We start from the raw sequence: 21,900 nt of genomic DNA, 5'->3' as shown, positions 1-21,900 counted from the left end.
GTTCACGGAATCATTTTTGTTTCATGTGAGGACTTATGGGTAAGTTAGCGTTAGCCGCCAAGATTACACATGTGCCATCGATGTATCTGTCGGAAATCCCTGGGAAAAACTTTGGCTGCCGGCAGGCGGCCATCGACGGCCATAAAGAGATCGGCGCGCGTTGCCGCGAGATGGGCGTCGACACCATCGTGGTGTTCGACACCCACTGGCTGGTGAACAGCGCCTATCACATCAACTGCAGCGCGCATTTCTCCGGCGTGTACACCAGCAACGAGCTGCCGCATTTCATCCGCGACATGACTTACGACTACGACGGCAACCCGGCGCTGGGCCAGCTGATCGCCGATGAGGCCTGCAAGCGGGGCGTACGCGCCAAGGCGCACGACATCCCGAGCCTGAAGCTGGAATACGGCACGCTGGTGCCGATGCGTTACATGAATGCCGACAAGCATTTCAAGGTGGTGTCGATCTCGGCGTTTTGCACCGTGCATGACTTCGCCGACAGCCGCCGGCTGGGCGAGGCGCTCAAAAGCGCCATCGAGAAATACGACGGCACCGTGGCGGTGTTGGCCAGCGGCTCGCTGTCGCACCGTTTTATCGACGATCAGCGCGCCGAAGAGGGCATGAACAGCTATACCCGTCAGTTCGACCAGCAAATGGACGAACGGGTGGTCAAGCTCTGGGAAGAGGGGCGCTTACGCGAGTTCTGCGAAATGCTGCCGGAGTATGCCGATTATTGCTACGGCGAAGGCAACATGCACGACACCGTGATGCTGCTGGGCCTGCTCGGCTGGGACAAGTACGACGGCAAGGTGGAGTTCATCACCCCGCTGTTCGCCAGTTCCGGCACCGGGCAGGTCAACGCCGTGTTCCCTTTGCCCGCTGAAGCCTGAGGTGTGTGAATGCCCCATTTTTACGCTGAATGTACCGACAATATCCGCCGCGAGGCGGATTTGCCCACCCTGTTCGCCAAGGTCAACGAGGCGCTGGCGGCGACCGGCATCTTCCCGCTGGCCGGCGTGCGCAGCCGGGCTATCTGGCTCGATACCTGGCAGATGGCCGACGGCAAGCAGGATTACGCCTTCGTGCACATGACGTTGAAGATCGGCCACGGCCGCAGTCTGGAAAGCCGTCAGCAGGTGGGTGAGATGCTGTTTGCGCTGATCAAGGAACACTTCGCCGCGCTGATGGCGCAGCGTTACCTGGCGCTCTCTTTCACCATGGAAGAGCTGGATCCGGTGCTGAATTACAAACAGAACAATGTCCACGCGCTGTTCAACAAGGCGTGAATAAGGGGGCGTAAATGCTGGATAAAGAGCAGGTTAACCGCGCCGTGCAGCGTCTGCATCAGGCGGAAAAGAGCCGTGAGCAGATCCGCGCGCTGTCGCTCGATCATCCCGAGATCACCATTGAAGACGCCTATGCCATTCAGCGGCAGTGGGTAGATCTGAAGATCGCCGAGGGGCGCACGCTCAAAGGCCACAAGATCGGCCTGACCTCGCGCGCCATGCAGGTGAGCTCGCAGATCACCGAGCCGGATTATGGCGCGCTGCTGGACGACATGTTCTTCAACGACGGCAGCGACATTCCGATCGATCGCTTTATCGTGCCGCGGGTGGAAGTGGAGCTGGCGTTTGTGCTGGCCAAGCCGCTGCGCGGGCCGAACTGCACGCTGTTCGACGTCTACAACGCCACCGACTACGTCATTCCGGCGCTGGAGATCATCGATGCGCGCAGCCACAACGTCGATCCCGAGACGCAGCGGCCGCGCAAGGTGTTCGACACCATCTCCGACAACGCCGCCAACGCCGGGGTGGTGATGGGCGGGCGGCCGATCAAGCCGGATGCGCTGGATCTGCGCTGGATCTCCGCGCTGCTGTACCGCAACGGCGTGATTGAAGAGTCCGGCGTGGCGGCGGCGGTGCTCAACCACCCGGCCAACGGCGTGGCCTGGCTGGCCAACAAGCTGGCGCCGTATGAGGTGGAGCTGGAGGCGGGGCAGGTGATCCTCGGCGGTTCCTTCACCCGGCCGGTGCCGGCGCGGCGCGGCGATACTTTCCACGTCGATTATGGCCCGATGGGCTGCATCAGCTGCCGCTTCGTCTAATAAGCAGGCTCGGCGAACCGGGCCGCAATAACCGGGCGGGGGCCAAGCGCCGCGCCCGCTTGTCAGGGAGAATACGATGTTAACCAACCACTTCAAGCGAGCGCTGCAGGAAAAACGCCCGCAGATCGGGCTGTGGCTCGGGCTGTGCAGCAGCTACAGCGCCGAACTGTTGGCCGGCGCCGGTTTCGACTGGCTGTTGATCGACGGCGAACATGCGCCCAACAACGTGCAGACGGTGCTGGGGCAGCTGCAGGCGGTCGCCCCTTACCCGAGCCAGCCGGTGGTGCGGCCGCCGTGGAACGACGCGGTGATCATCAAGCAGTTGCTGGATGTCGGCGCGCAAACCTTATTGATCCCGATGATTCAGAACGCCGAACAGGCGCGCGACGCGGTGCGCGCCACGCGCTATCCGCCGCACGGCGTGCGCGGCGTTGGCAGCGCCCTGGCGCGCGCTTCGCGCTGGAACCGGGTGCCCGATTACCTGCAGCAGGCCGACGAGCAGATGTGCGTGCTGGTGCAGATTGAAACCCGCGAGGCGGTGAAAAACCTCGACGCCATTCTGCAGGTGGAAGGGGTGGACGGCGTGTTCATCGGCCCGGCGGATCTCAGCGCCGACATGGGCTTCGCCGGCAATCCGCAGCATCCGGAGGTACAGCGCACCATCGACGACGCCATCGCGCGCATCCGCGCCGCCGGCAAGGCGCCGGGCATTCTGATGGCCAACAAGGCGCTGGCGCAGCGCTATCTGGAAGCCGGCGCGCTGTTCGTCGCGGTAGGGGTGGATACCACCCTGCTGGCGCGGGCGGCGGAAGCCCTGGCGGACGAGTTCAAACAGGGCGGGGCGCAAGCGCCTTCATCGGGAGTCTACTGAACCATGAACCACGTCGATTCGCTGCCGCCGGCCAACCCGGCGCAGCAACATAAAGCGTTAACCGCCGCCGAGCAATCGGTGATTAAAAAGTTGTTTCGGCGCCTGATTATTTTCCTGTTCGTGTTGTTTGTTTTCTCTTTCCTCGATCGCATCAACATCGGCTTCGCCGGGCTGACGATGGGCAAAGATCTCGGCCTCAGCTCGACCATGTTCGGGCTGGCGGCGACGTTGTTCTATGTCACCTACGTGATCTTCGGCATTCCCAGCAACATGATGCTGAGCCGGGTCGGCGCGCGGCGCTGGATCGCCACCATCATGGTGCTGTGGGGCGTCGCCTCCACCTGCACCATGTTCGCCACCGGACCCACCAGCCTGTACGTGCTGCGCATGATCGTCGGCATCACCGAGGCCGGCTTTCTGCCGGGCATTCTGGTGTACCTCACCTACTGGTTCCCGGCGTTCTACCGCGCCCGCGCCAACGCCTTGTTCATGATCGCCATGCCGGTGACCATGGCGATCGGCTCGCTGGTCTCCGGCTATATTCTGGCGCTGGACGGGGTGATGAACCTGAAGGGCTGGCAGTGGCTGTTCCTGCTGGAAGGCATTCCGTCGGTGCTGCTGGGCGTGGTGGTGTGGTTCTACCTCGACGACACGCCGGCTAAGGCCAAGTGGCTGACCGACGAGGAAAAAGCCAGCCTGAAGGCGATGATGGAGGCCGACAAGCTGCAGCTGGTGCAGCCCAACGGGCCGAGCAGCCACCGCGCGCTGCAGCAGCGCAGCCTGTGGCGCGAGATTTTCACGCCGATTGTGTTGATGTATACGCTGGCCTATTTCTGCCTGACCAACACCCTGAGCGCGATCAATATCTGGACGCCGCAGATCCTGCAGAGCTTCAACCAGGCCAGCAGCAACGTGACGATCGGCATTCTGGCGGCGATCCCGCAGATCTGCACCATCGCCGGCATGGTGTGGTGGAGCAAACGATCCGACCGGCTGCAGGAGCGCAAGCATCACACCGCGCTGCCGTACCTGTTCGCCGCCGCCGGCTGGCTGCTGGCGTCCGCCACCGATCACAGCCTGATCCAACTGCTGGGGATCGTGATGGCGTCGGTCGGTTCCTTTACCGCCATGGCGATCTTCTGGACCACGCCGGATCAGTCGATCAGCCTGGAAGCGCGAGCGGTGGGGATCGCCGTGATCAACGCCACCGGCAACATCGGATCGGCGCTCAGCCCGCTGCTGATCGGCTGGTTCAAGGATCTGACCGGCAGCTTCAACTCCGGGCTGTATTTCGTCTCGGCGCTGTTGATCGTCGGCGCCGTGCTGGTGTGGCGCATCCCGATGAAGGATTCGCGCCCGAGAGCGACGCCTTGATACGCAGACAGGCAGGATTGCAGGAGGTAATGAGGTGCGGAAAAGTACCGGTTTTATCGCCAACATCGATATTTGCAAAGAGTATGACGCGCGCTACGCCGCCGACGAGGTGCACTACGAAACCTTCGCCGGGCTGGCGGCATTCTTTGGCCGCGACATGCAGGTGCACTGGCACGACTGCTTCTTCCAGGTGCATTTTCTGGAGACCGGCAAGATAGAGCTGCAGCTCGACGATCAGCACTATTCGGTGCAGGCGCCGCTGTTCATCCTCACGCCGCCGTCGGTGCCGCATGCGTTCTTCACCGAACCGGACAGCGACGGCCACGTGCTGACGGTGCGTCAGGAGTTGATTTGGCCGCTGCTGGAGCGCCTGTACCCCGGCAGCAACCTGGCGCTCGACATGCCGGGCATCTGCCTGTCGCTGGCCGACGCGCCGCAGGAGCTGACGGCGCTCAGCCACTATTGGGCGCTGATCCGCCGCGAGTTCGCGCAGAACCTGGCCGGGCGCGAACAGACGCTGGCGCTGCTGGCGCAGGCGGTGTTCACGTTGCTGTTGCGCAATACCGCGCTGGAAGACAGCGCCAACAGCGGCGTGCGTGGCGAACTGCAGCTGTTTCAACGCTTCAACAAGATGGTGGACGAGCGTTTCCGCGAGCATCTGCCGGTGCCGGAGTATGCGCAGGCGTTGGGCGTGACCGAATCGCGGCTCAACGACCTGTGTCGGCGCTTCGCCAACCGGCCACCCAAGCGGCTGATCTTCGATCGATTGCTGCGCGAGGCCAAGCGCATGCTGCTGTTCAGCGCCTGCACGGTGCATGAAACCGCCTACAGCCTCGGCTTCAAGGATCCGGCCTATTTCGCCCGGTTTTTCAATCGGCTGGAAGGCTGTTCCCCCTCGACCTACCGCGCGGCGCAGCACGCCCTTTCGTAACCGCGATCACAGTTTGCCGCGAAAGCGGCAAACTGACCTGAAAAGTACCGGCGATTGCCGCAAAAGTCTCTTCTCGAAACCGGCTTTGGCAGCTTCAATTAAGCAACCAAAAGAAAACATTATTTTAACAAATGGCCGACTCCACGGCCTGAAAAATGCCGATGACGAGGAAGACCCGATGAAACCAGAAGACTTTCGTGCCGACAGTAAACGCCCGTTCACCGGCGCCGAATACCTGAAAAGTTTGCAGGACAGCCGTGAAATTTACATTTACGGCGAGCGCGTGAAAGACGTCACCACCCACCCGGCGTTCCGCAATGCGGCGGCGTCTGTCGGCCAGCTGTACGACGCGCTGCACGATCCGGCCAGCCAGGATCGCCTGTGCTGGAATACCGACACCGGCAACGGCGGCTACACCCACAAATTCTTCCGCTATGCCCGCAGCCCGGAAGAGATGCGCCAGCAGCGCGACGCCATCGCCGACTGGTCGCGCCAAAGCTATGGCTGGATGGGGCGCACGCCGGATTATAAGGCGGCCTTCGGCTGCGCGCTGGGCGCTTATCCGGAGTTCTACGGCCAGTTCGCCGACAACGCGCGCCACTGGTACAAACGCATTCAGGAAACCGGGCTCTATTTCAACCACGCCATCGTCAATCCGCCGATCGATCGTCATAAGCCGGTCAACGAGGTGAAGGACGTCTACATTCAGGTGGAGAAAGAAACCGACGCCGGCATCATCGTCAGCGGCGCCAAAGTGGTGGCCACCAACTCGGCGTTGACCCACTACAACTTCATCGGTTTCGGTTCGGCGCAGGTGATGGGCGATAATCCGGACTTCGCGCTGATGTTCGTGGCGCCGATGGACGCCGAAGGGGTGAAGCTGATTTCGCGCGCCTCCTACGAGCTGGTGGCCGGCGCCACCGGTTCGCCGTTCGACTACCCGCTCACCAGCCGCTTCGACGAGAACGACGCAATCCTGATCATGGATCATGTGCTGATCCCGTGGGAAAACGTGCTGATCTACCGCGATTTCGACCGCTGTCGCCGCTGGAGCACCCAGGGCGGTTTCGCCCGGCTGTTCCCGCTGCAGGCCTGCGTGCGCCTGGCGGTGAAGATGGACTTCATCACCGCGCTGCTGCAAAAGAGCCTCTCGTGTACCGGCGTGCTGGAGTTCCGCGGCGTGCAGGCCGATCTGGGCGAAGTGGTGGCCTGGCGCAACCTGTTCTGGTCGCTGAGCGACGCGATGTGCGCCGAAGCCACTCAATGGGAAAACGGTGCCTACCTGCCGGATTCCGCCGCGCTGCAGACCTACCGGGTGATGGCGCCGATGGCCTACACCAAGGTGAAACACATCATCGAGAAGAACGTCACCAGCGGCCTGATCTACCTGCCGTCCAGCGTGCGTGACATGAACAATCCGGAGATCGACAAGTACCTGGCGCGCTACGTGCGCGGATCGGACGGCATGGATCACGTCGAACGCATCAAGATCCTCAAGCTGATGTGGGATGCGATCGGCAGCGAATTCGGCGGCCGTCACGAGCTGTATGAGATCAATTACGCCGGCAGCCAGGATGAGATCCGCCTGCAGTGCCTGCGCCACGCGCAGGGATCCGGCAACATGGATCGCATGATGCAGATGGTCGACAAGTGCCTGGCCGATTACGATCAGCACGGCTGGAAGGTGCCGCACCTGCGGAACAATGACGATATTAATCAGTTGGATAATCTGCTGAAGTAATTCAGGAGGAGGTTGTATGTCTCAGGAAAATGAACAGCGGCTGCGCTTTCGCGACGCGATGGCCAGCCTGTCGGCGGCGGTGAATATCGTCACCACCGACGGCCCGGCGGGGCGCTGCGGCATCACCGCCACGGCGGTGTGCTCGGTGACCGATACGCCGCCGACGCTGCTGGTGTGCATCAACCGCAACAGCGCGATGAACCCGGTATTTCAGGAAAACCGCAGGCTGTGCGTCAACGTGCTTAACCACGAGCAGGAGCTGATGGCGCGCCACTTCGCCGGCATGACCGGCGTCAGCATGGAAGATCGTTTCCGGCTGGAAGAGTGGCAGCTTGGCGCGTTGGGGCAGCCTGTATTGCGCAATACCCTGGCCAGCCTGGAAGGGGAGATCGAGCAGATCCAGAGCATCGGCACCCACCAGATGTACCTGGTGCAGATCAAGCAGATCGCGCTGAGTGAAGCCGGCAACGGCCTGATCTATTTCAAGCGCAACTTCCATTCGGTGATCCACCAGATGGCGGTGCCGGCCTGAGGCGTGGGGGCGCAGTTGGCTGCGCCCCTCATCTCAACTCTTGTTGGCCGCCAGATCGCTCACCAGGCGGTTGACCGGATCGCTCATGTTGGTGAACTTGCTCAGCTCCGAACGGGTCACCACCACGAACACCCCGACGTTTTTCGCCGGGATCATCGCCATGTAGGTAATGAATCCGCCGCCGCCGCCGGTCTTCTGAATGATGCCCGGCAGCCCGTCCTTCGGCGCCATATACACCCAGCCCAATCCCAATGCATCCGCTTGCCCCGGCACGTCCATGCCCTTCAGCGACACCAGATCGTGGCGCTGGAAGTACATGGTTTGCTCGCTGGCGGCGGTGGCTTTGCGCGGGCCGCTGGCGCTGGAGGAGAGGAACTGCTGCATCCAGCGCTGCATGTCGCGCGGGGTGGAGTAGACGCCGCCGCTGCCGGCTGCGGCGGTGGTGTCGCGACAGGCGCTCGGGCCGGCCGCCGCCACCATCAGGCGCGAGCACTGTTCGGGGCTCGGCGTCAACGTGGTGTCGACCATGCCGAGCGGCGCGGTGATTTTCTCTTTCAGCAGCGCGCTGTAAGGCTTGCCCGCGGCGCGCGAGAGCGCGTCGGCCAGTAGATCGTACGCCAGGTTGGAATACGCGGCGCGTACGCCCGGCGGCACCGTGACGTTGGCATGCGCCAGCCATTGCCAGCGCTGAGCCTTGGTCGGCCAGGTGAACACCGGCGTTTTCGGCGGCTTTTTGCCCGGCTGCTCGCGCGGCAGCGCGCTGGTGTGGGTCGCCAGGTTCAATAACGTGATCGGCTGGCCGGCGTTGTAAGACGGCACATAGGCGCCCTTGGGAGCGTACTTGCGCAGCGGGTCGGTCAGCTTGACCTGGCCTGCCGCCGCCATTTTCACCATCACTTCACTGGTCATCAGCTTGGTGATCGAGGCGATGCGGATCAGCGAATCCGGGCGCGGGCGCAGGTTGTTGCCGGGCTTGGTGTCGCCGAAGCTGCGGTTAACCACCTGATTGCCGTCGATCACCACCAGCGCCATGCCGGTGGCGCCGCTGTTGTAGAAAATATGTTCGGCATACTGGTCGACGATTTGCGAAGCCAGCTGCGGGGGCGCGGCCTGCACGGCCAGCGGCGCGGCGCACAGGCCCAGCGCCAGCAATAAAGCGGAGACAGAGTTCTTCAACGGTCGTTATCCATTTAACAATGCAGCGGGAAAGGGCGTAATCCATCGCCCAGTGTAATGCGCCCGCCCCCCCGCTGCATGTAGAAAAAAGAGCGGTGGCGATAAAATTTTTTTAACCGCCGGCGGCTTACTGCGCGCGGGCGAAAATGGCGATCACTTCGTCCAGGTGCGCCTTCATCGCCTTGCGGGCGCCGCGCACATTGCGCGCTTCGATCGCCGCCAGGATCGCCCGGTGTTCCAGCTCGGAGCGGTGCGGCATGTCGTCCGGCGTATAGTGGCGCTGCAGCACGCGGAACATGCTGCCGTAGCGGTGGCCGAGCAGATGGCCGATGATGAACGCGTAAGCCGGGTTGCCGCTGGCCTGGGCGATGCGGATGTGGAACAGCCGATCGCCGGGGTGGGTGGCGGAGCCGGCGCGGTTATCGCGGCAGTTCTGCTCATAGGCGGCGCGGATGCCCGCCAGCTCCTCGTCGGTGGCGTGGCGCGCGGCCAGCGCGGCGGTCTCCGGTTCAATCAGCAGGCGGGTTTGCAGCAGTGAAAACGGCGGCAGCTCGGCGTTGAAATCCAGCTCGATATTCAGTTCGTCGTCGATCTCCGCCCACTGGTTGCGGCCGGCCTGAGCCATCACCGATTCCTGCGACGCCGCCGGTGGCGTTTGCGAACGCACGATCACCCCGTTGCCCACTTTGACGTCCACCAGGCCGATCACTTCCAATGCGATCAGCGCCTCGCGCACCGATGCGCGGCTGACCTGCAATTGCTGGGCGAGATCGCGCTCCGAGGGCAGGCGGCTGCCAGGCGGAAATTCGTTATTCTCGATAAGACGTTTGAGCTGGTCGGCTATCTGTCTGTAAATCCTTGGGTTTTCCAGTCGGGTAATCGGCATTTTTGACCTTTGACGATTCGGCGTTCAGTGATTTGGCGCACAATTATGCGACAAGGCGCTTGAGTAATCGTTATTCAAGTGTAAAAAAATGGTTAATTGAAATGTGGTTTCAAGGCTGTTTTATTAACTTATTCCCCCAACGATAACGCGTAAAGCGTCTTTTGTCATGTTAGAGGCCTGACCTTTAATCGCCCTTAGTGGCCTGACCATTAGACCTTTAGGCCGAGGAGTCAAGATGGATTTAACCGGGAAACGCGTACTGATCACCGCCGCCGGGCAAGGGATCGGTTTTACCACCGCCAGGCTGTTCGCCGCCGCCGGCGCCGAAGTGATCGCCAGCGACATCAACCTCGAGCGCCTGCAGGGCTGCGCCGGGATCCGCGCGCTGGCGCTGAACGTCACCGATCCGGCCGCCATCGCGGCGGCGGCGGAGGCGATCGGCCCGATCGATGTGCTGTTCAACTGCGCAGGCGTGGTGCACAGCGGATCGATCCTCGATTGCAGCGAAGATCAGTGGGCGTTCGCGCTCGATCTCAACGTGACCGCGATGTTCCGCATGATCCGCGCTTTCCTGCCGGGCATGTTGGCGCGCGGCAAAGGCTCGATCATCAACATGTCCTCGGTGGCTTCGAGCGTGAAAGGGGTGCCGAACCGCTTCGCCTACGGCGCCAGCAAGGCGGCGGTGATCGGCCTGACGCGCTCGGTGGCGGCGGATTACGTCACCCAGGGCATCCGCTGCAACGCCATTTGCCCCGGCACGGTGGAATCGCCGTCGCTGCGCCAGCGCATCAATGAGCAGGCGCGCGAACAGGGGCGCAGCGAGCAAGAGGTGTATCAGGCGTTCGTCGCCCGTCAGCCGATCGGGCGCATCGGCACCACCGAGGAGATCGCCCAGTTGGCGCTGTATCTGGCCTCCGACGCCAGTTCGTACACCACCGGCACGGTGCAGATCATCGACGGCGGCTGGAGCAACTGAGCCGCCATTTTTGAGAGAGGAACGCATGAAACTTTTACGTTACGGGGAACCCGGGCAAGAGCGCCCCGGGATGTTGGATGCGCAAGGTCGCCTGCGCGATCTGTCGCAGCATATCGCCGACGTGGGCGGCGCCGCGTTATTGCCGGCATCGCTCGCCAAACTGCGCGCGCTGGACAGCGCCGCGCTGCCGCTGGTCGAGGGGCAGCCGCGCCTCGGCGCCTGTGTCGGCGGCATCGGCAAGTTTATCTGCATCGGCCTGAACTACGCCGATCACGCGGCGGAAACCGGCGCGGCCATTCCTGAAGAACCGGTGGTGTTCAACAAATGGACCAGCGCGGTGGTCGGCCCCTACGACCGGGTGGAGATCCCGCGCGGCTCGCAGAAAACCGACTGGGAAGTGGAGCTGGGCGTGGTGATCGGCCTGGGCGGGCGCTACATCAGCGAAACGGACGCGATGCGCCACGTCGCCGGTTATTGCGTGATCAACGACGTCTCAGAACGCGAATATCAAATTGAGCGCGGCGGCACCTGGGACAAGGGCAAAGGCTGCGACACCTTCGGGCCGATCGGGCCCTGGCTGGTGACCGCCGACGAGATCGCCGATCCGCACAGCCTGAACCTGTGGCTGGAGGTGGACGGCAAGCGCTATCAGGACGGCAACACCAGCACCATGATCTTCCGCATTCCGCAGATCGTCAGCTACCTCAGCCGCTTTATGAGCCTGCAGCCGGGCGACGTGATCTCCACCGGCACGCCGCCGGGCGTCGGCATGGGGCAGAAACCGCAGCCCATCTACCTGCGGGCGGGCCAGACGATGCGTCTGGGCATCGAAGGGCTGGGCGAACAGCGCCAGCAAACCGTACAGGCTTAACCGGGAGCGCCGCCATGACCACCATTACCGCACTGCGGGTTGAAGACATTCGTTTCCCCACGTCGCTGGGGCTGGACGGATCCGACGCCATGAATCCGGATCCCGACTATTCCGCCGCCTACGTGATCCTGGAGACCGATCGCGCGGATCTCAGCGGCCACGGGCTGACGTTCACCATCGGGCGCGGCAACGAGATCTGCTGCGCGGCGATCCGCGCGCTGGAGCATCAGATCGTCGGCGAGCGGCTGGAGGATATCGCCGCTGACATGGGCGCCTTCTGGCGGCGCTTCACCAGCGACAGCCAGCTGCGCTGGATCGGGCCGGACAAGGGCGCCATTCACCTGGCGACCGGCGCGGTGGTCAACGCGGTGTGGGATCTGTGGGCCAAATCGGTCGGCAAGCCGGTATGGCGGCTGGTGGCAGAGATGACGCCGGAGGAGCTGGTGCGCTGCATCGACTTCCGTTACATCACCGACTGCATCACGCCGCAGGAAGCGCTGGCGCTGCTCAAGCAGCGGGCCGAGGGCAAAGAACGCCGCCTGGAACGGCTGCTGCAGGAAGGGTATCCCTGCTACACCACTTCGGCAGGGTGGCTGGGTTATCCGGACGACAAGCTGCGCCGCCTGTGCCAGGAAGCGGTCGACGCCGGTTTCTCCTACCTGAAGCTGAAGGTCGGGCGCGATCTGGAAGACGACATCCGCCGGGTGCGCATCGCCCGCGAGGTGATCGGCCCGGATCGCCGGCTGATGATCGACGCCAACCAGGTGTGGGAAGTCGATGAAGCCATTCCGTGGGTGAAACATCTGGCGTTCGCCAAGCCCTGGTTTATCGAAGAGCCGACCAGCCCGGACGACGTGGAAGGGCATCGCCGCATCCGCGAAGGGGTGGCGCCGGTCAAGGTGGCTACCGGCGAGATGTGCCAGAACCGGATCATGTTCAAGCAGTTCATCATGCGCGGCGCGGTGGACGTGGTGCAGATCGACGCCTGTCGCCTCGGCGGCGTCAACGAAGTGTTGGCGGTGATGCTGATGGCGGCCAAATACCAGCTGCCGGTCTGCCCGCACGCCGGCGGCGTCGGGCTGTGCGAATACGTGCAGCACCTGTCGATGATCGACTTCCTGTGCATCGCCGGCACCCACGAAGGCCGGGTGATCGAGTACGTCGATCATCTGCATGAACACTTTGTCGATCCCTGCGTGATCAACGGCGCGGCCTACATGCCGCCGAGCCGGCCCGGTTACTCGATCGAGATGCATCCGGCGTCGATCGAGCAGTATCGGTTCCGCGGGTGAAGCGGGAGGATCGCATGCCGCGCATCGACGCTCACCAGCACTACTGGCGCTACCACCCGCAGCATTACCCGTGGATCGACGAGCGGATGCGCGTGCTGCGGCAGGATTTCGATCCGCCCCGGCTGCGGCCGCTGTTGCAGGAACACGGTTTCGACAGCGCGCTGGCGGTGCAGGCACGCCCCAGCGAGGAAGAGACGCTGGCCTTGCTGGCGCTGGCTGAGCAGAGCGAGGGCGTATGCGGCGTGGTGGGGTGGCTGGATATCGCTTCGCCACAGCTGGCGCAGCGTCTGGAAACTTTGCGGCCTTATCGCGCGCTGCGCGGGGTGCGCCATCAGGTGCAGGACGAAGCGGATCCGGCGGCCTGGTTGGCGCGGCCGGAGGTGGAACGCGGCATGCAAACGCTGCAGCGCGCCGGGTATGTGTACGAGATCCTGGTGACGCACCGGGATCTGGCGGCCGCGGCGGCGTTCGCCGCCCGCCATGACGAGCACTGGCTGGTGCTGGATCACCTCGGCAAGCCGGACATCGCCCGCGGCGCGCGGCACTGGGCGCAGCAAATCCGGCCGCTGGCGGCGCTGCCGCACGTGGCCTGCAAGCTCTCGGGGCTGATCACCGAGGCGCCGGGCGGCCGGTGGCGGGCGGAGGAGCTGCTGCCGTTCTTCGACGCCGCGCTGGAGGCTTTCGGCCCGCAGCGGCTGATGTTCGGCTCCGACTGGCCGGTGTGCCTGTTGGCCGGCGACTACCGCCAGGTGGTGCAACTGTGCGAACAGGCGCTGGCGACGCTGGGGGCCGCCGAACAGGCGGCGATTTGGGGCGGCACCGCCTGGCGAATTTACGGTTTAACGGAGTCTGGTTATGGATCTGTATCTGCAAGATAAGGTGGTGTTGGTTACCGGCGGCGGTTCCGGCATTGGCGCGGCGATTTCTCATGTGCTGGCCGAGGAAGGGGCGATCCCGGTGCTGGTCACCAACGCCGCGCCGGAGGCGGCGCTGCTGGCCGATTTGCAGCGGCTGCAGCCGCGCACCGGGGTGATACTCACCGAATTGTGCGACGAGGCGGCCTGCCGCCGGGCGGTCAGCCAGACGCTGGCGACCTTCGGCCGCATCGACGGACTGGTGAATAACGCCGGGGTCAATGACGGCGTCGGGCTGGAGGCGGGGCGCGAAGCGTTCGTCGGCTCGCTGGAAAAGAACCTGGTGCATTACTACCTGATGGCGCACCTGTGCCAGGCGGCGCTGCGGGAGAGCCGGGGCGCCATCGTCAACATCGCCTCCAAGACCGCGCTCAGCGGCCAGGGCGGCACCAGCGGCTACACCGCCGCCAAGGGCGCGGTGCTGGCGCTGACGCGCGAATGGGCGGTATCGCTGCGCCATGACGGGGTGCGGGTGAACGCGGTGGTGCCGGCGGAGGTGATAACCCCGCAGTACCAGCGCTGGCTCAACACCTTCGCCGAGCCGCAGCGGCAGATGGAGAAAATCACCGCGCGCATCCCGCTCGGGCAACGCATGACCACGCCGCAGGAGATCGCCGACACCGTGGCGTTTCTGCTGTCGTCGCGGTCATCGCACACCACCGGGCAGTGGCTGTCGGTGGACGGCGGCTACCTGCATCTCGATCGGGCGCTGACGTGAGCGGCGCGGCGGCAGGGCGGCGCCGTTTCTGCCAGGCGCTCGATCTGATTGACTCACCGGCGCTGATTGCGGAGTACCAGCAGCATCATCAGCGCATTTGGCCGGGCATCGCCGCGCATTTGCGCGAGCACGGCATTCTGGACATGGAAATTTACCGGTTGGGCACCCGGCTGTTCATGATCGTGGAGGTCAGCGCCGATTTCGACGCCGCGCGTTTTGACGCCGCCAGCCTGAACAACCCCGAAGTGCAGCGATGGGAAGCGCTGATGTGGCACTACCAGGCCGCCACCCCCTGGACGCCGCAGGGCGAAAAATGGGTGGAAATGGCGCGGATTTTCTCTCTGCAACAGCAATAACGCCAACATCATCATCGCCAGACGATACGAGGGTATCACCATGCTTGCTGAAAAAAGTGCGGCCTCCGCGCAGCCGGGCGTCCCCGTGACCGCCAATCTGCGCTGGGCCTTTATCCTGGTCACCAGCCTGTTCTTCATGTGGGGGCTGTCCTACGGCCTGCTGGACGTATTAAACAAACATTTTCAGGAGACGTTGCACGTCACCAAGGCGCAGTCGGGGCTGCTGCAGGCGGCCTACTTCGGCGCCTATTTCCTGGTGGCGCTGCCCGCCGGGTACTTTATGGATCGCAAGGGTTATAAGGCGGGCATTCTGGTCGGGCTGTGCCTGTACGCGCTGGGGGCGCTGCTGTTCGTGCCGGCGGCATCGGCCAACAGCTTCGGCGTATTCCTGTTTGCGCTGTTCGTTATCGCCAGCGGCCTGGGCTGCCTGGAAACGGCGGCCAACCCGTACGCCACGGTGCTGGGCGACGCGCAGGGCGCCGAACGGCGGCTCAACCTGGCGCAGTCGTTCAACGGCCTCGGGCAGTTTATCGGCCCGCTGATCGGCGGCACGCTGTTCTTCTCCGCCGGCCAGTCCGCCGGCGACGGCGATCAGAGCGCGGTGAAGATGACCTATGTGGCGATCGCCGCGCTGGTGTTGCTGATCGCGCTGTTGTTCAGCCGCACCCGGCTGCCGGCGATCCGCGAAGAGGAAAAACCGGTGCACGGCGTGATAGCGCAGGGATTGTGGCAGCATCCGCATTTCGTCGGCGGGGTTATCACACAGTTCTTCTACGTGGCGGCGCAGGTGGGCGTGGGGGCGTTCTTCATCAACTACGCCACCGAGCACTGGCGCGAGGTGTCTAACCAGAACGCCTCTTACCTGCTGTCGATCGCCATGATCTGCTTTATGGTCGGGCGCTTCTTCAGCACCTGGCTGATGGGGCGAGTCAAACCGGCGACGCTGCTGGCGGTCTATGCGCTGATCAACATCGCGCTGTGCGGCGTGGTGATGCTGAGCGTCGACGGCGTATCGGTGGTGGCGCTGATCGCGGTGTTCTTCTTTATGTCGATCATGTTCCCGACCATTTTCGCCCTGGGGGTGAAAAATTTGGGTAAACACACCAAGCGCGCCAGCTCCTTTATGATCATGGCGATCGTCGGCGGCGCCATCATGCCTTACTTTATGGGGGCGCTGGCCGACCGTTACAGCACCGCGCTCTCTTATCTGCTACCGCTGCTGTGCTTCGTGGTGGTGCTGGTTTACGGCCTGCGGCAGCGCCGCGCCTGATTCACCCCGGCGGCGAATCGGCTTTCGCCGCCGCTTTCGGCATCTGCCGCCGGGTTCCCATCAGGATGGCCAACGCCAGCAGCAGCACCAGGCCGGACAGCGCGCCGTTTATCGTCAGGCCGCCGGCATCCACCACCAGCCCGCCCACCAGTGAACCGCAGGAAATCGCCAGGTTAAACAGCGCGATATACAGCGAAGAGGCGACCTCGGCCGCATCGGGCGCCGCCTTGAGCATCCACGCCATCAGCGCAACGGAAACGCCACCGTAGGCGATGCCCCACAGCAGCAGGAAGGCGCCGCCGCTCAGCGGCGCGTGGCCCAGCAGCGGCAGCAGCAGGACGGCGAGCGCCAGCCCGAGGGCGATCAGCGCCAGGGTGCGGCGCAGCCGTTTGGCGGCGGCCTGGCCGGCGATGAAATTCCCGACGAGGCCGGCGACGCCGTAGGCGAACAGCAGCGGCCCCACCCAGCGGCTCTCGATACCGGAGACCGTCTGCAGCAGCGGACGGACAAAGGTGTAAGCCATAAAGTGACCGGCGACCAGCAAAAACGTCAGCAGCAGCCCGGTCAGCAGCCGGCGATTCGCGCGCTGCGCGGTGAATGACCGCCAGCCGATTTCCTGCGTGACCGGCAGCGGCGGCAGCACGCACACCAGCAGCAGCAGGGTCAGCGCCGCCAGAACGGCGACCGCCAGAAACGCCAGGCGCCAGCCCAGCGCTTCGCCGAGGAATACCCCGAGCGGCACGCCGAACACCGAGGCCGCCGCTACGCCGCCGAAGATGACGGACAGCGCCAATCCGACGGAGGCCGGCGGCACCAGGCGTTCCGCCAGCCCGCCGGCGATGGCCCAGATACCGCCGATGCAAAAACCCAGCAGGATGCGCGCGGCGAACAGCAGGGCCAGGGAGGTGGCGGCGGCGGCCAGCAGGTTGGCGGCGATCAGCAGCAGCAGAAAGCCCGCCAGCAGGCTGCGGCGGTCCGTGCGCCGGGCGCCCAGCACCACCAGCGGGGCGAACAGCGCGGCGAACAGGGCCGGCAGGGAAATCAGCAGCCCGGCGCGGCCGATCGATGCGTTCAGGGTGCTGACGATCGGGGTCAGCAGCCCGACGGGCAGCATTTCTGCGGTGACGACGGTAAAGGTGGAAAGGCCGACCGCGAAGGTCGCCAGCCACGCTTTTGCGCCGCCGTCGGCGTGTAAGGCACTCATAATGACTCTCCCAACAGATGAAGAACCTCAGTGTATCCGCGCCAAAATGGCTGATAAACTGGCCTGAATGCGCAACATTGGGGAAAAATCGTGGCTAATTTACCGTCTATGCCGTTGGATAACCTGACCGACCTGCTGGTATTCATTCGCGTCGCCGACGCCTGCAGCTTCACGCTGGCGGCTGAGAGACTGGGCATCTCCCGATCGGCGGCGGGCAAATGCGTGACCCGATTGGAGGCGCGATTGGCGACCCGGCTGCTGCAGCGCACCACGCGTAGCGTCAGCCTGACCGAAGACGGCGCGGTGTTTTACGAGTATGCGCAGCGCATCCTGTCGCAGGCCGAAGAGGCGGAAACGGCGCTCAATACGCGGCGGCAAACCCCGCGCGGACGGCTGCGGCTGGATGTGCCGGTCTCGTTGGGCCGGTTGCATATTTTGCCGATTCTGCGGGAATTTTTGGCGCAGTGGCCGGAGGTGGACGCAGACGTCAGCTTCTCCGACGATTACAGCGATTTGGTGCGCGACGGCATCGATGTGGCGATCCGCGTCGGCGGCAGCGACGACAGTCGGCTGGTGCGGCGGGTGCTCGCGCCGCATCGCCTGATCACCTGCGCGGCGCCGGACTATCTGGCGCGCTACGGCACGCCTGCGAAACCGGAGGCGTTGAGCGATCACGAGACGCTGATCTTCAGCCACCAGGGATTGCCGGCGCCCTGGCGCTATCGGGTTAACGGCCAACTGCACGAACAGCCGGTGCGCGGCCGGATGCGTTTCAACAACGTCGAGGCATTGCGGGATGCGGCCGTCGCCGGGGCTGGTCTGTGTCAGGTAGGAGCGTTTCTGGTCGGCGAGCAGATTGCGGCCGGCACGCTGGTGCCGGTGCTGGAGCGCTATTGTCGCCCGGGGCCGCCGATCTGCGCCGTCTATCCCAGCCGGCGCCACCTCACCCCCAAGGTGAAACTGTTTCTGGCGGCGATCGAACGGCGCTGGCAGGGCAAGGCGATTTGGGAAAGCGCCTAGCGCGAGCGGTTCATGCCGCTTGCACGGCCAGCGTTCGCCGCATTAAGCGATAGCCGCCGGCCGCCACCAGCAGTACGACCAGGCCGGCCGTGAGCGTGACGCCAAAGCCGGCCTTGATCCCCACCGCATCGATCGCCAGTCCCGCCAAGGCGGCGCCGAGCGCCACGCCAACCCCCAGGCCGGTCACCATCCAGGTCAATCCTTCCGTCAAGCGTGAAGGCGGCACGAGGCGTTCAACCAACCCCATGGCGACGATCATGGTCGGCGCGAAAAACAGTCCGGCGACAAACATCGCCGCCGCCAGCGTTAAGACATTGTGCACCCACAGCAGCGGCAGCGTGGTGAGTGCGGTGGCGAAGGCGGCGTATAAGAACTGCCGAGGCAATGGGGACGGCAGCTTTATTGCGCCGAAAATCAGCCCGGCGAGGCAGGAGCCGCCTGCGTAAACCGACAGCACGATGCTGGCGGCGGCCGGCTGCCCCTGCTGCTCGGCGAAGGCCACGCTGATGACGTCCACGGTGCCGACGATGGTGCCCAGCGCGATCAGCGCCAGCACCAGGATCTGCATCGACGGCATGGCCAGGATGGCGCGCTGCCGCTGGTTATTGCGGGGATAAACCGGGGGCTGAGTGCTTTTTTGCCAGGCGAATGCCGAAACGCCCGCCACCAGAAGCAGCGCGGCCGCCAGAGGGCCGGCCTCAGGGAAGAGCGCAACGCTGAGCCCCACGGCGATCGGCGGGCCGACGATAAAGGCGACCTCATCCAACACCGACTCGAATGAAAACGCCGTGTGCAGCTGCGGCGTGCCGCGATAAATTTCGCTCCAGCGGGCTCTGACCATCGCGGAGATGCTGGGCATGCCGCCCGCGAGCGCGGCGAAGACGAACAGCGTCCAGTCCGGCGCCCGATAGTGGGTGCAGATCAGCAGCAGCAACAGGGCGAGTGCGCTGACCCCGGTGGCGTAGGGCAGCACGCGACTTTGGCCGTAGCGGTCCGCCGCGCGTGCGATTTGCGGCGCGAGCAGCGCCATGGAAAAGGCGAATGTCGCCGCCACCGCACCCGCCAGCCAATAGGAGCCGTGTACCTGCGAAAGCATGGTGATGATGCCGATACCGGTCATTGAGATCGGCAGGCGCGCGATCAACCCGGCAGAGGAAAACGCCTTGCTGCCCGGTGCGCTGAACAGTGTGAAATAAGGATTTGCCATGAATAGGGCTCCTGAATGTTGGCGGCTCGGTATTCGCGCAATGCCCATCATTGACATACGCCACGTATGTTACGTTAATTGACATACATGGCGTATGTCAATTATAACGTCATCAATGGCGAGACGGGAGTGAATCCATGGCACGTAAAGCGCGCACAGAAATGATTGAAGAAACCCGGCGTAAGCTGGTGGCGGCCGCCCGTCAGCAGTTCGGTGGCGTGGGGTATGCCGAGACGGTGATGGATGAGCTTACTGCGCAAGCCGGTATGACGCGCGGTGCGCTCTATCACCATTTTGGCGACAAGAAGGGATTGTTTTTGGCCGTCGTGCAGGAAATCGACGCCGAAATGGATGCGCGCCTGGCCGACATTACCGCGAGCACGCCAGATGACTGGGAGGCCTTCGCGGGGCGTTGCCGCGGTTATCTGATCATGATGACGGAGCCGCAATCGCAGCGCATTCTGTTGCGCGATTCGCCCTCGGTGCTGGGAGCCGACTATCTGCAGGCCAGCAAACTGGGTTGCATCACCTGGATGACGGGGGCCTTACAGGCGTTGATGGCGCAGCGGCGTATCGCTACCGCCGAACCGGAAGCGCTGGCGCATTTAATCAATGGCGGCCTGATGGATGCTGCGCTGTGGGTCGCCCATCAGCCGGAAAAAGACGTGGCGCTGGAGCAGGCCTTGGCCAGTTTGAACCTGTTGTTGAACGGGCTGCGTTCCACCTCTGCTTAAGTTTTACTGGCGGCCGCCGCGCCGTTTCGGCGGCGGCTTAAGGGTGAATGACGACGGGCTGGACGTTTTGCGCCAGCTGGATATTGTTGCGGCCGCTGTGTTTCGCCAGATAGAGCGCGGCGTCGGCTGCGCCTATCGCCGATTCGATGTCCAGTTTTTCCAGCGCGGAGATGCCGGCGCTAAGCGTCAGCGTGCCGCTGTGCTGCGGGCTGGCGCCGTGCGGAATGTTCAGTTCCGCCACGCGTTGGCGCACCCGCTCGGCCAGCTGCGCCGCGTAGCCTTCGTGCACGTTGGTCAGCAGCACCAAAAACTCTTCCCCGCCGTAACGCACCACGATATCGCGCGAACGCACCGCATCGCGGATGGCGACCGCCACCTGCACCAAAGCCCGATCGCCCATGGCGTGGCCGTAGCTGTCGTTGTAGACCTTGAAGTGGTCGATATCCAGCAATAGCACGTAATGGTGGCCGGTTTGCGGTTCCAGCAGCATAGTGATCTTATTCTCCAGACCACGTCGGTTATAAAGGCCGGTCAGGGGATCGAGCATGCTCAAATTATTGAATTTGTCCCGCTCGTTATACAGGTTGGCCACCAGCGCGTGGGTAAAGATTTCACTGCGTTTCAACATCAGGTGGTGAATGGAGAAAGCGATAATAGGTAATAGCGTGGTGAATAATATCCGCAGGGTATTATGCATGCCGTCTAGAGCCAGGATCATCATTGCGGAAGGTACGGCGTGTAAACAAAAGGCGGTAAAGTTATCCGTCAGAGAAATAGCGCTGATAAAAAAGATGCTAAACAAACTAATTAATAAAAAATCTTGGTTATTCGGTAGGCAATGTTGACTTTTAACGTAAATATGTGCGGCCCAGAGCAGGCCAAGTACGCTGGCGAACAGGTTGAGTTTGCACAAATATTTACGTGGCGTTTGCAGGGAAAATAGCGCCGCTACCAGACAAAATAGCGGTATACATAATAAAGGTAGGGTAAATGCGGGCGTATCCCTAAAAGGGAACAATAATGTAAATACGGAAGAGGCGGCATTCATTACCAAAAAAAGAAATAATGCCAGGCGCTGCTTGCTGTTCAGTAATTCCTGATAAGAACGGGCGTTCATACGGAGGTCACTCTTTGCAAAGTCGTTCTGTCGAATAATTAAGGTTGAGAAGCATTCCTTTGGCGCGAATATCCACTTGAATTGCATGGTTGAGGATTGTGATTATTATCATGCAAACAGGACTAGGAATTTTCTTATGTCAAATTATCATTTTTTCATGCTGGTGTCATCTGGGTTTGGTCAGCGCAGTGAAAATGATGCGGCGGCCAAAAAAGTGTTATATGATATTGGTTATCATTATCACTTGAAGGGGGTGTCATGCTTACCGCCATGATTGCCGCGTGCGGGCTGTGGGGCGTCAGTTGGTGCCTCGGGGATCGCCTGGCCAGCGCCTGGGGCGTTTTGCTGCCTTGTGCGCTGATGCCGCTGCTGGCCTTGATCGACCTGGATATGGTGCAGTTGCGCACCCTGATCGTGATAGCGATGTTGGCCACGCTGGTCATGTTGTTCAACAGCCGGCTGCGCCACTATCTGCTGTTGCCTTCCTGCATGGCGCTGGCGGGCGGCCTGGCGGCAGTCAGCCTCAACTTCAGCTTTGGGTGAAACGCCAGAAACGCCAGAAACGGCAAAACCACGCTTAAGCGTGTTTATCATCAATGCGTT

The 21,900-nt window shown here is 63.0% G+C and carries 23 protein-coding genes; 18 read left to right on the top strand and 5 right to left on the bottom strand.

Features of this window, described 5'->3' with window-relative positions:
- The first annotated feature begins 35 nt into the window (after positions 1-35).
- From hpaD to hpaC, 8 genes are all read left to right on the top strand, one after another.
- Positions 36-893, top strand: a complete 858-nt coding sequence (gene hpaD / locus L085_RS01195) for a 3,4-dihydroxyphenylacetate 2,3-dioxygenase (protein WP_044029747.1) — start codon at positions 36-38, stop codon at positions 891-893.
- 9 nt (positions 894-902) lie between these two features.
- Positions 903-1,289: a 5-carboxymethyl-2-hydroxymuconate Delta-isomerase gene (locus tag L085_RS01190; protein WP_004933172.1), complete on the top strand. Its 387-nt coding sequence runs from the start codon at positions 903-905 to the stop codon at positions 1,287-1,289.
- Positions 1,290-1,303: 14 nt separating this feature from the next.
- Positions 1,304-2,107 (top strand): 2-oxo-hept-4-ene-1,7-dioate hydratase, encoded by an 804-nt coding sequence (hpaH, locus tag L085_RS01185; protein WP_015376538.1) that lies wholly within the window; start codon positions 1,304-1,306, stop codon positions 2,105-2,107.
- A gap of 76 nt (positions 2,108-2,183) precedes the next feature.
- Positions 2,184-2,978: a 4-hydroxy-2-oxoheptanedioate aldolase gene (gene hpaI / locus L085_RS01180; RefSeq protein ID WP_033631724.1), complete on the top strand. Its 795-nt coding sequence runs from the start codon at positions 2,184-2,186 to the stop codon at positions 2,976-2,978.
- Positions 2,979-2,981: 3 nt separating this feature from the next.
- Positions 2,982-4,352, top strand: a complete 1,371-nt coding sequence (hpaX, locus tag L085_RS01175) for a 4-hydroxyphenylacetate permease (RefSeq protein WP_044029746.1) — start codon at positions 2,982-2,984, stop codon at positions 4,350-4,352.
- Positions 4,353-4,386: 34 nt separating this feature from the next.
- Positions 4,387-5,283 (top strand): 4-hydroxyphenylacetate catabolism regulatory protein HpaA, encoded by an 897-nt coding sequence (hpaA, locus tag L085_RS01170; protein ID WP_004933161.1) that lies wholly within the window; start codon positions 4,387-4,389, stop codon positions 5,281-5,283.
- A 178-nt stretch (positions 5,284-5,461) separates the two neighbouring features.
- Positions 5,462-7,024 (top strand): 4-hydroxyphenylacetate 3-monooxygenase, oxygenase component, encoded by a 1,563-nt coding sequence (hpaB, locus tag L085_RS01165; RefSeq protein ID WP_004933158.1) that lies wholly within the window; start codon positions 5,462-5,464, stop codon positions 7,022-7,024.
- A gap of 16 nt (positions 7,025-7,040) precedes the next feature.
- Positions 7,041-7,556 carry a 4-hydroxyphenylacetate 3-monooxygenase, reductase component gene (gene hpaC, locus L085_RS01160; RefSeq protein WP_004933156.1) on the top strand — a complete coding sequence of 172 codons (516 nt, stop codon included), beginning with the start codon at positions 7,041-7,043 and terminating at the stop codon, positions 7,554-7,556.
- Positions 7,557-7,589: 33 nt separating this feature from the next.
- On the opposite strand, the gene ampH is transcribed toward hpaC, so the two are convergent.
- Positions 7,590-8,732, bottom strand: coding sequence for a D-alanyl-D-alanine-carboxypeptidase/endopeptidase AmpH (gene ampH / locus L085_RS01155; RefSeq protein ID WP_015376541.1), 1,143 nt, complete (start codon positions 8,730-8,732; stop codon positions 7,590-7,592).
- A gap of 127 nt (positions 8,733-8,859) precedes the next feature.
- Positions 8,860-9,618 carry a FadR/GntR family transcriptional regulator gene (locus L085_RS01150; protein ID WP_044029745.1) on the bottom strand — a complete coding sequence of 253 codons (759 nt, stop codon included), beginning with the start codon at positions 9,616-9,618 and terminating at the stop codon, positions 8,860-8,862.
- Positions 9,619-9,853: 235 nt separating this feature from the next.
- Here L085_RS01150 and L085_RS01145 point away from each other — a divergent pair, with 235 nt between their 5' ends.
- Genes L085_RS01145 through fucP form a run of 7 tightly spaced genes read left to right on the top strand, consistent with a single transcriptional unit; the run spans position 9,854 to position 16,015 of the window.
- Positions 9,854-10,594 (top strand): SDR family oxidoreductase, encoded by a 741-nt coding sequence (locus L085_RS01145; protein WP_015376542.1) that lies wholly within the window; start codon positions 9,854-9,856, stop codon positions 10,592-10,594.
- 25 nt (positions 10,595-10,619) lie between these two features.
- Entirely contained in the window at positions 10,620-11,465 is an 846-nt protein-coding gene (locus tag L085_RS01140) for a fumarylacetoacetate hydrolase family protein (protein ID WP_044029744.1), read from the top strand.
- A 14-nt stretch (positions 11,466-11,479) separates the two neighbouring features.
- A complete protein-coding gene (locus L085_RS01135; protein WP_044029743.1) occupies positions 11,480-12,757 on the top strand; it encodes an L-fuconate dehydratase in 1,278 nt (425 codons plus the stop codon).
- A gap of 14 nt (positions 12,758-12,771) precedes the next feature.
- Entirely contained in the window at positions 12,772-13,635 is an 864-nt protein-coding gene (locus L085_RS01130) for an amidohydrolase family protein (protein WP_044029741.1), read from the top strand.
- Positions 13,613-14,389 carry an SDR family oxidoreductase gene (locus L085_RS01125; protein WP_044029740.1) on the top strand — a complete coding sequence of 259 codons (777 nt, stop codon included), beginning with the start codon at positions 13,613-13,615 and terminating at the stop codon, positions 14,387-14,389. The genes L085_RS01130 and L085_RS01125 overlap by 23 nt, the downstream gene beginning before the upstream one ends.
- A complete protein-coding gene (locus tag L085_RS01120) occupies positions 14,386-14,745 on the top strand; it encodes an L-rhamnose mutarotase (protein ID WP_015376547.1) in 360 nt (119 codons plus the stop codon). The genes L085_RS01125 and L085_RS01120 overlap by 4 nt, the downstream gene beginning before the upstream one ends.
- A 40-nt stretch (positions 14,746-14,785) precedes the next feature.
- Positions 14,786-16,015, top strand: a complete 1,230-nt coding sequence (gene fucP / locus L085_RS01115) for an L-fucose:H+ symporter permease (RefSeq protein WP_044029739.1) — start codon at positions 14,786-14,788, stop codon at positions 16,013-16,015.
- A 1-nt stretch (position 16,016) separates the two neighbouring features.
- On the opposite strand, the gene L085_RS01110 is transcribed toward fucP, so the two are convergent.
- Positions 16,017-17,219, bottom strand: a complete 1,203-nt coding sequence (locus tag L085_RS01110) for an MFS transporter (protein WP_044029738.1) — start codon at positions 17,217-17,219, stop codon at positions 16,017-16,019.
- A gap of 108 nt (positions 17,220-17,327) precedes the next feature.
- Between L085_RS01110 and L085_RS01105 the strand changes: the two genes are divergently transcribed.
- Positions 17,328-18,239, top strand: coding sequence for a LysR family transcriptional regulator (locus L085_RS01105; protein ID WP_044029737.1), 912 nt, complete (start codon positions 17,328-17,330; stop codon positions 18,237-18,239).
- A 10-nt stretch (positions 18,240-18,249) separates the two neighbouring features.
- Here the strand turns inward: L085_RS01105 and L085_RS01100 are convergent, their stop codons facing one another.
- Positions 18,250-19,446 carry an MFS transporter gene (locus L085_RS01100; RefSeq protein WP_044029736.1) on the bottom strand — a complete coding sequence of 399 codons (1,197 nt, stop codon included), beginning with the start codon at positions 19,444-19,446 and terminating at the stop codon, positions 18,250-18,252.
- Positions 19,447-19,583: 137 nt separating this feature from the next.
- Here L085_RS01100 and L085_RS01095 point away from each other — a divergent pair, with 137 nt between their 5' ends.
- The gene (locus L085_RS01095) at positions 19,584-20,180 is read left to right on the top strand and encodes a TetR/AcrR family transcriptional regulator (protein ID WP_015376551.1); all 597 of its coding nucleotides are present in this window, start codon (positions 19,584-19,586) and stop codon (positions 20,178-20,180) included.
- Between the two features lie 37 nt (positions 20,181-20,217).
- On the opposite strand, the gene L085_RS01090 is transcribed toward L085_RS01095, so the two are convergent.
- Positions 20,218-21,297, bottom strand: a complete 1,080-nt coding sequence (locus L085_RS01090) for a GGDEF domain-containing protein (protein WP_044029735.1) — start codon at positions 21,295-21,297, stop codon at positions 20,218-20,220.
- Positions 21,298-21,555: 258 nt separating this feature from the next.
- Between L085_RS01090 and L085_RS01085 the strand changes: the two genes are divergently transcribed.
- The gene (locus L085_RS01085) at positions 21,556-21,840 is read left to right on the top strand and encodes a DUF1435 domain-containing protein (RefSeq protein ID WP_033641783.1); all 285 of its coding nucleotides are present in this window, start codon (positions 21,556-21,558) and stop codon (positions 21,838-21,840) included.
- The last annotated feature ends 60 nt before the right edge of the window (positions 21,841-21,900 follow it).

Source organism: Serratia sp. FS14, from assembly GCF_000695995.1.
Lineage (GTDB): Bacteria > Pseudomonadota > Gammaproteobacteria > Enterobacterales > Enterobacteriaceae > Serratia > Serratia nematodiphila.
This window is presented reverse-complemented; position numbering and strand designations above follow the sequence as displayed.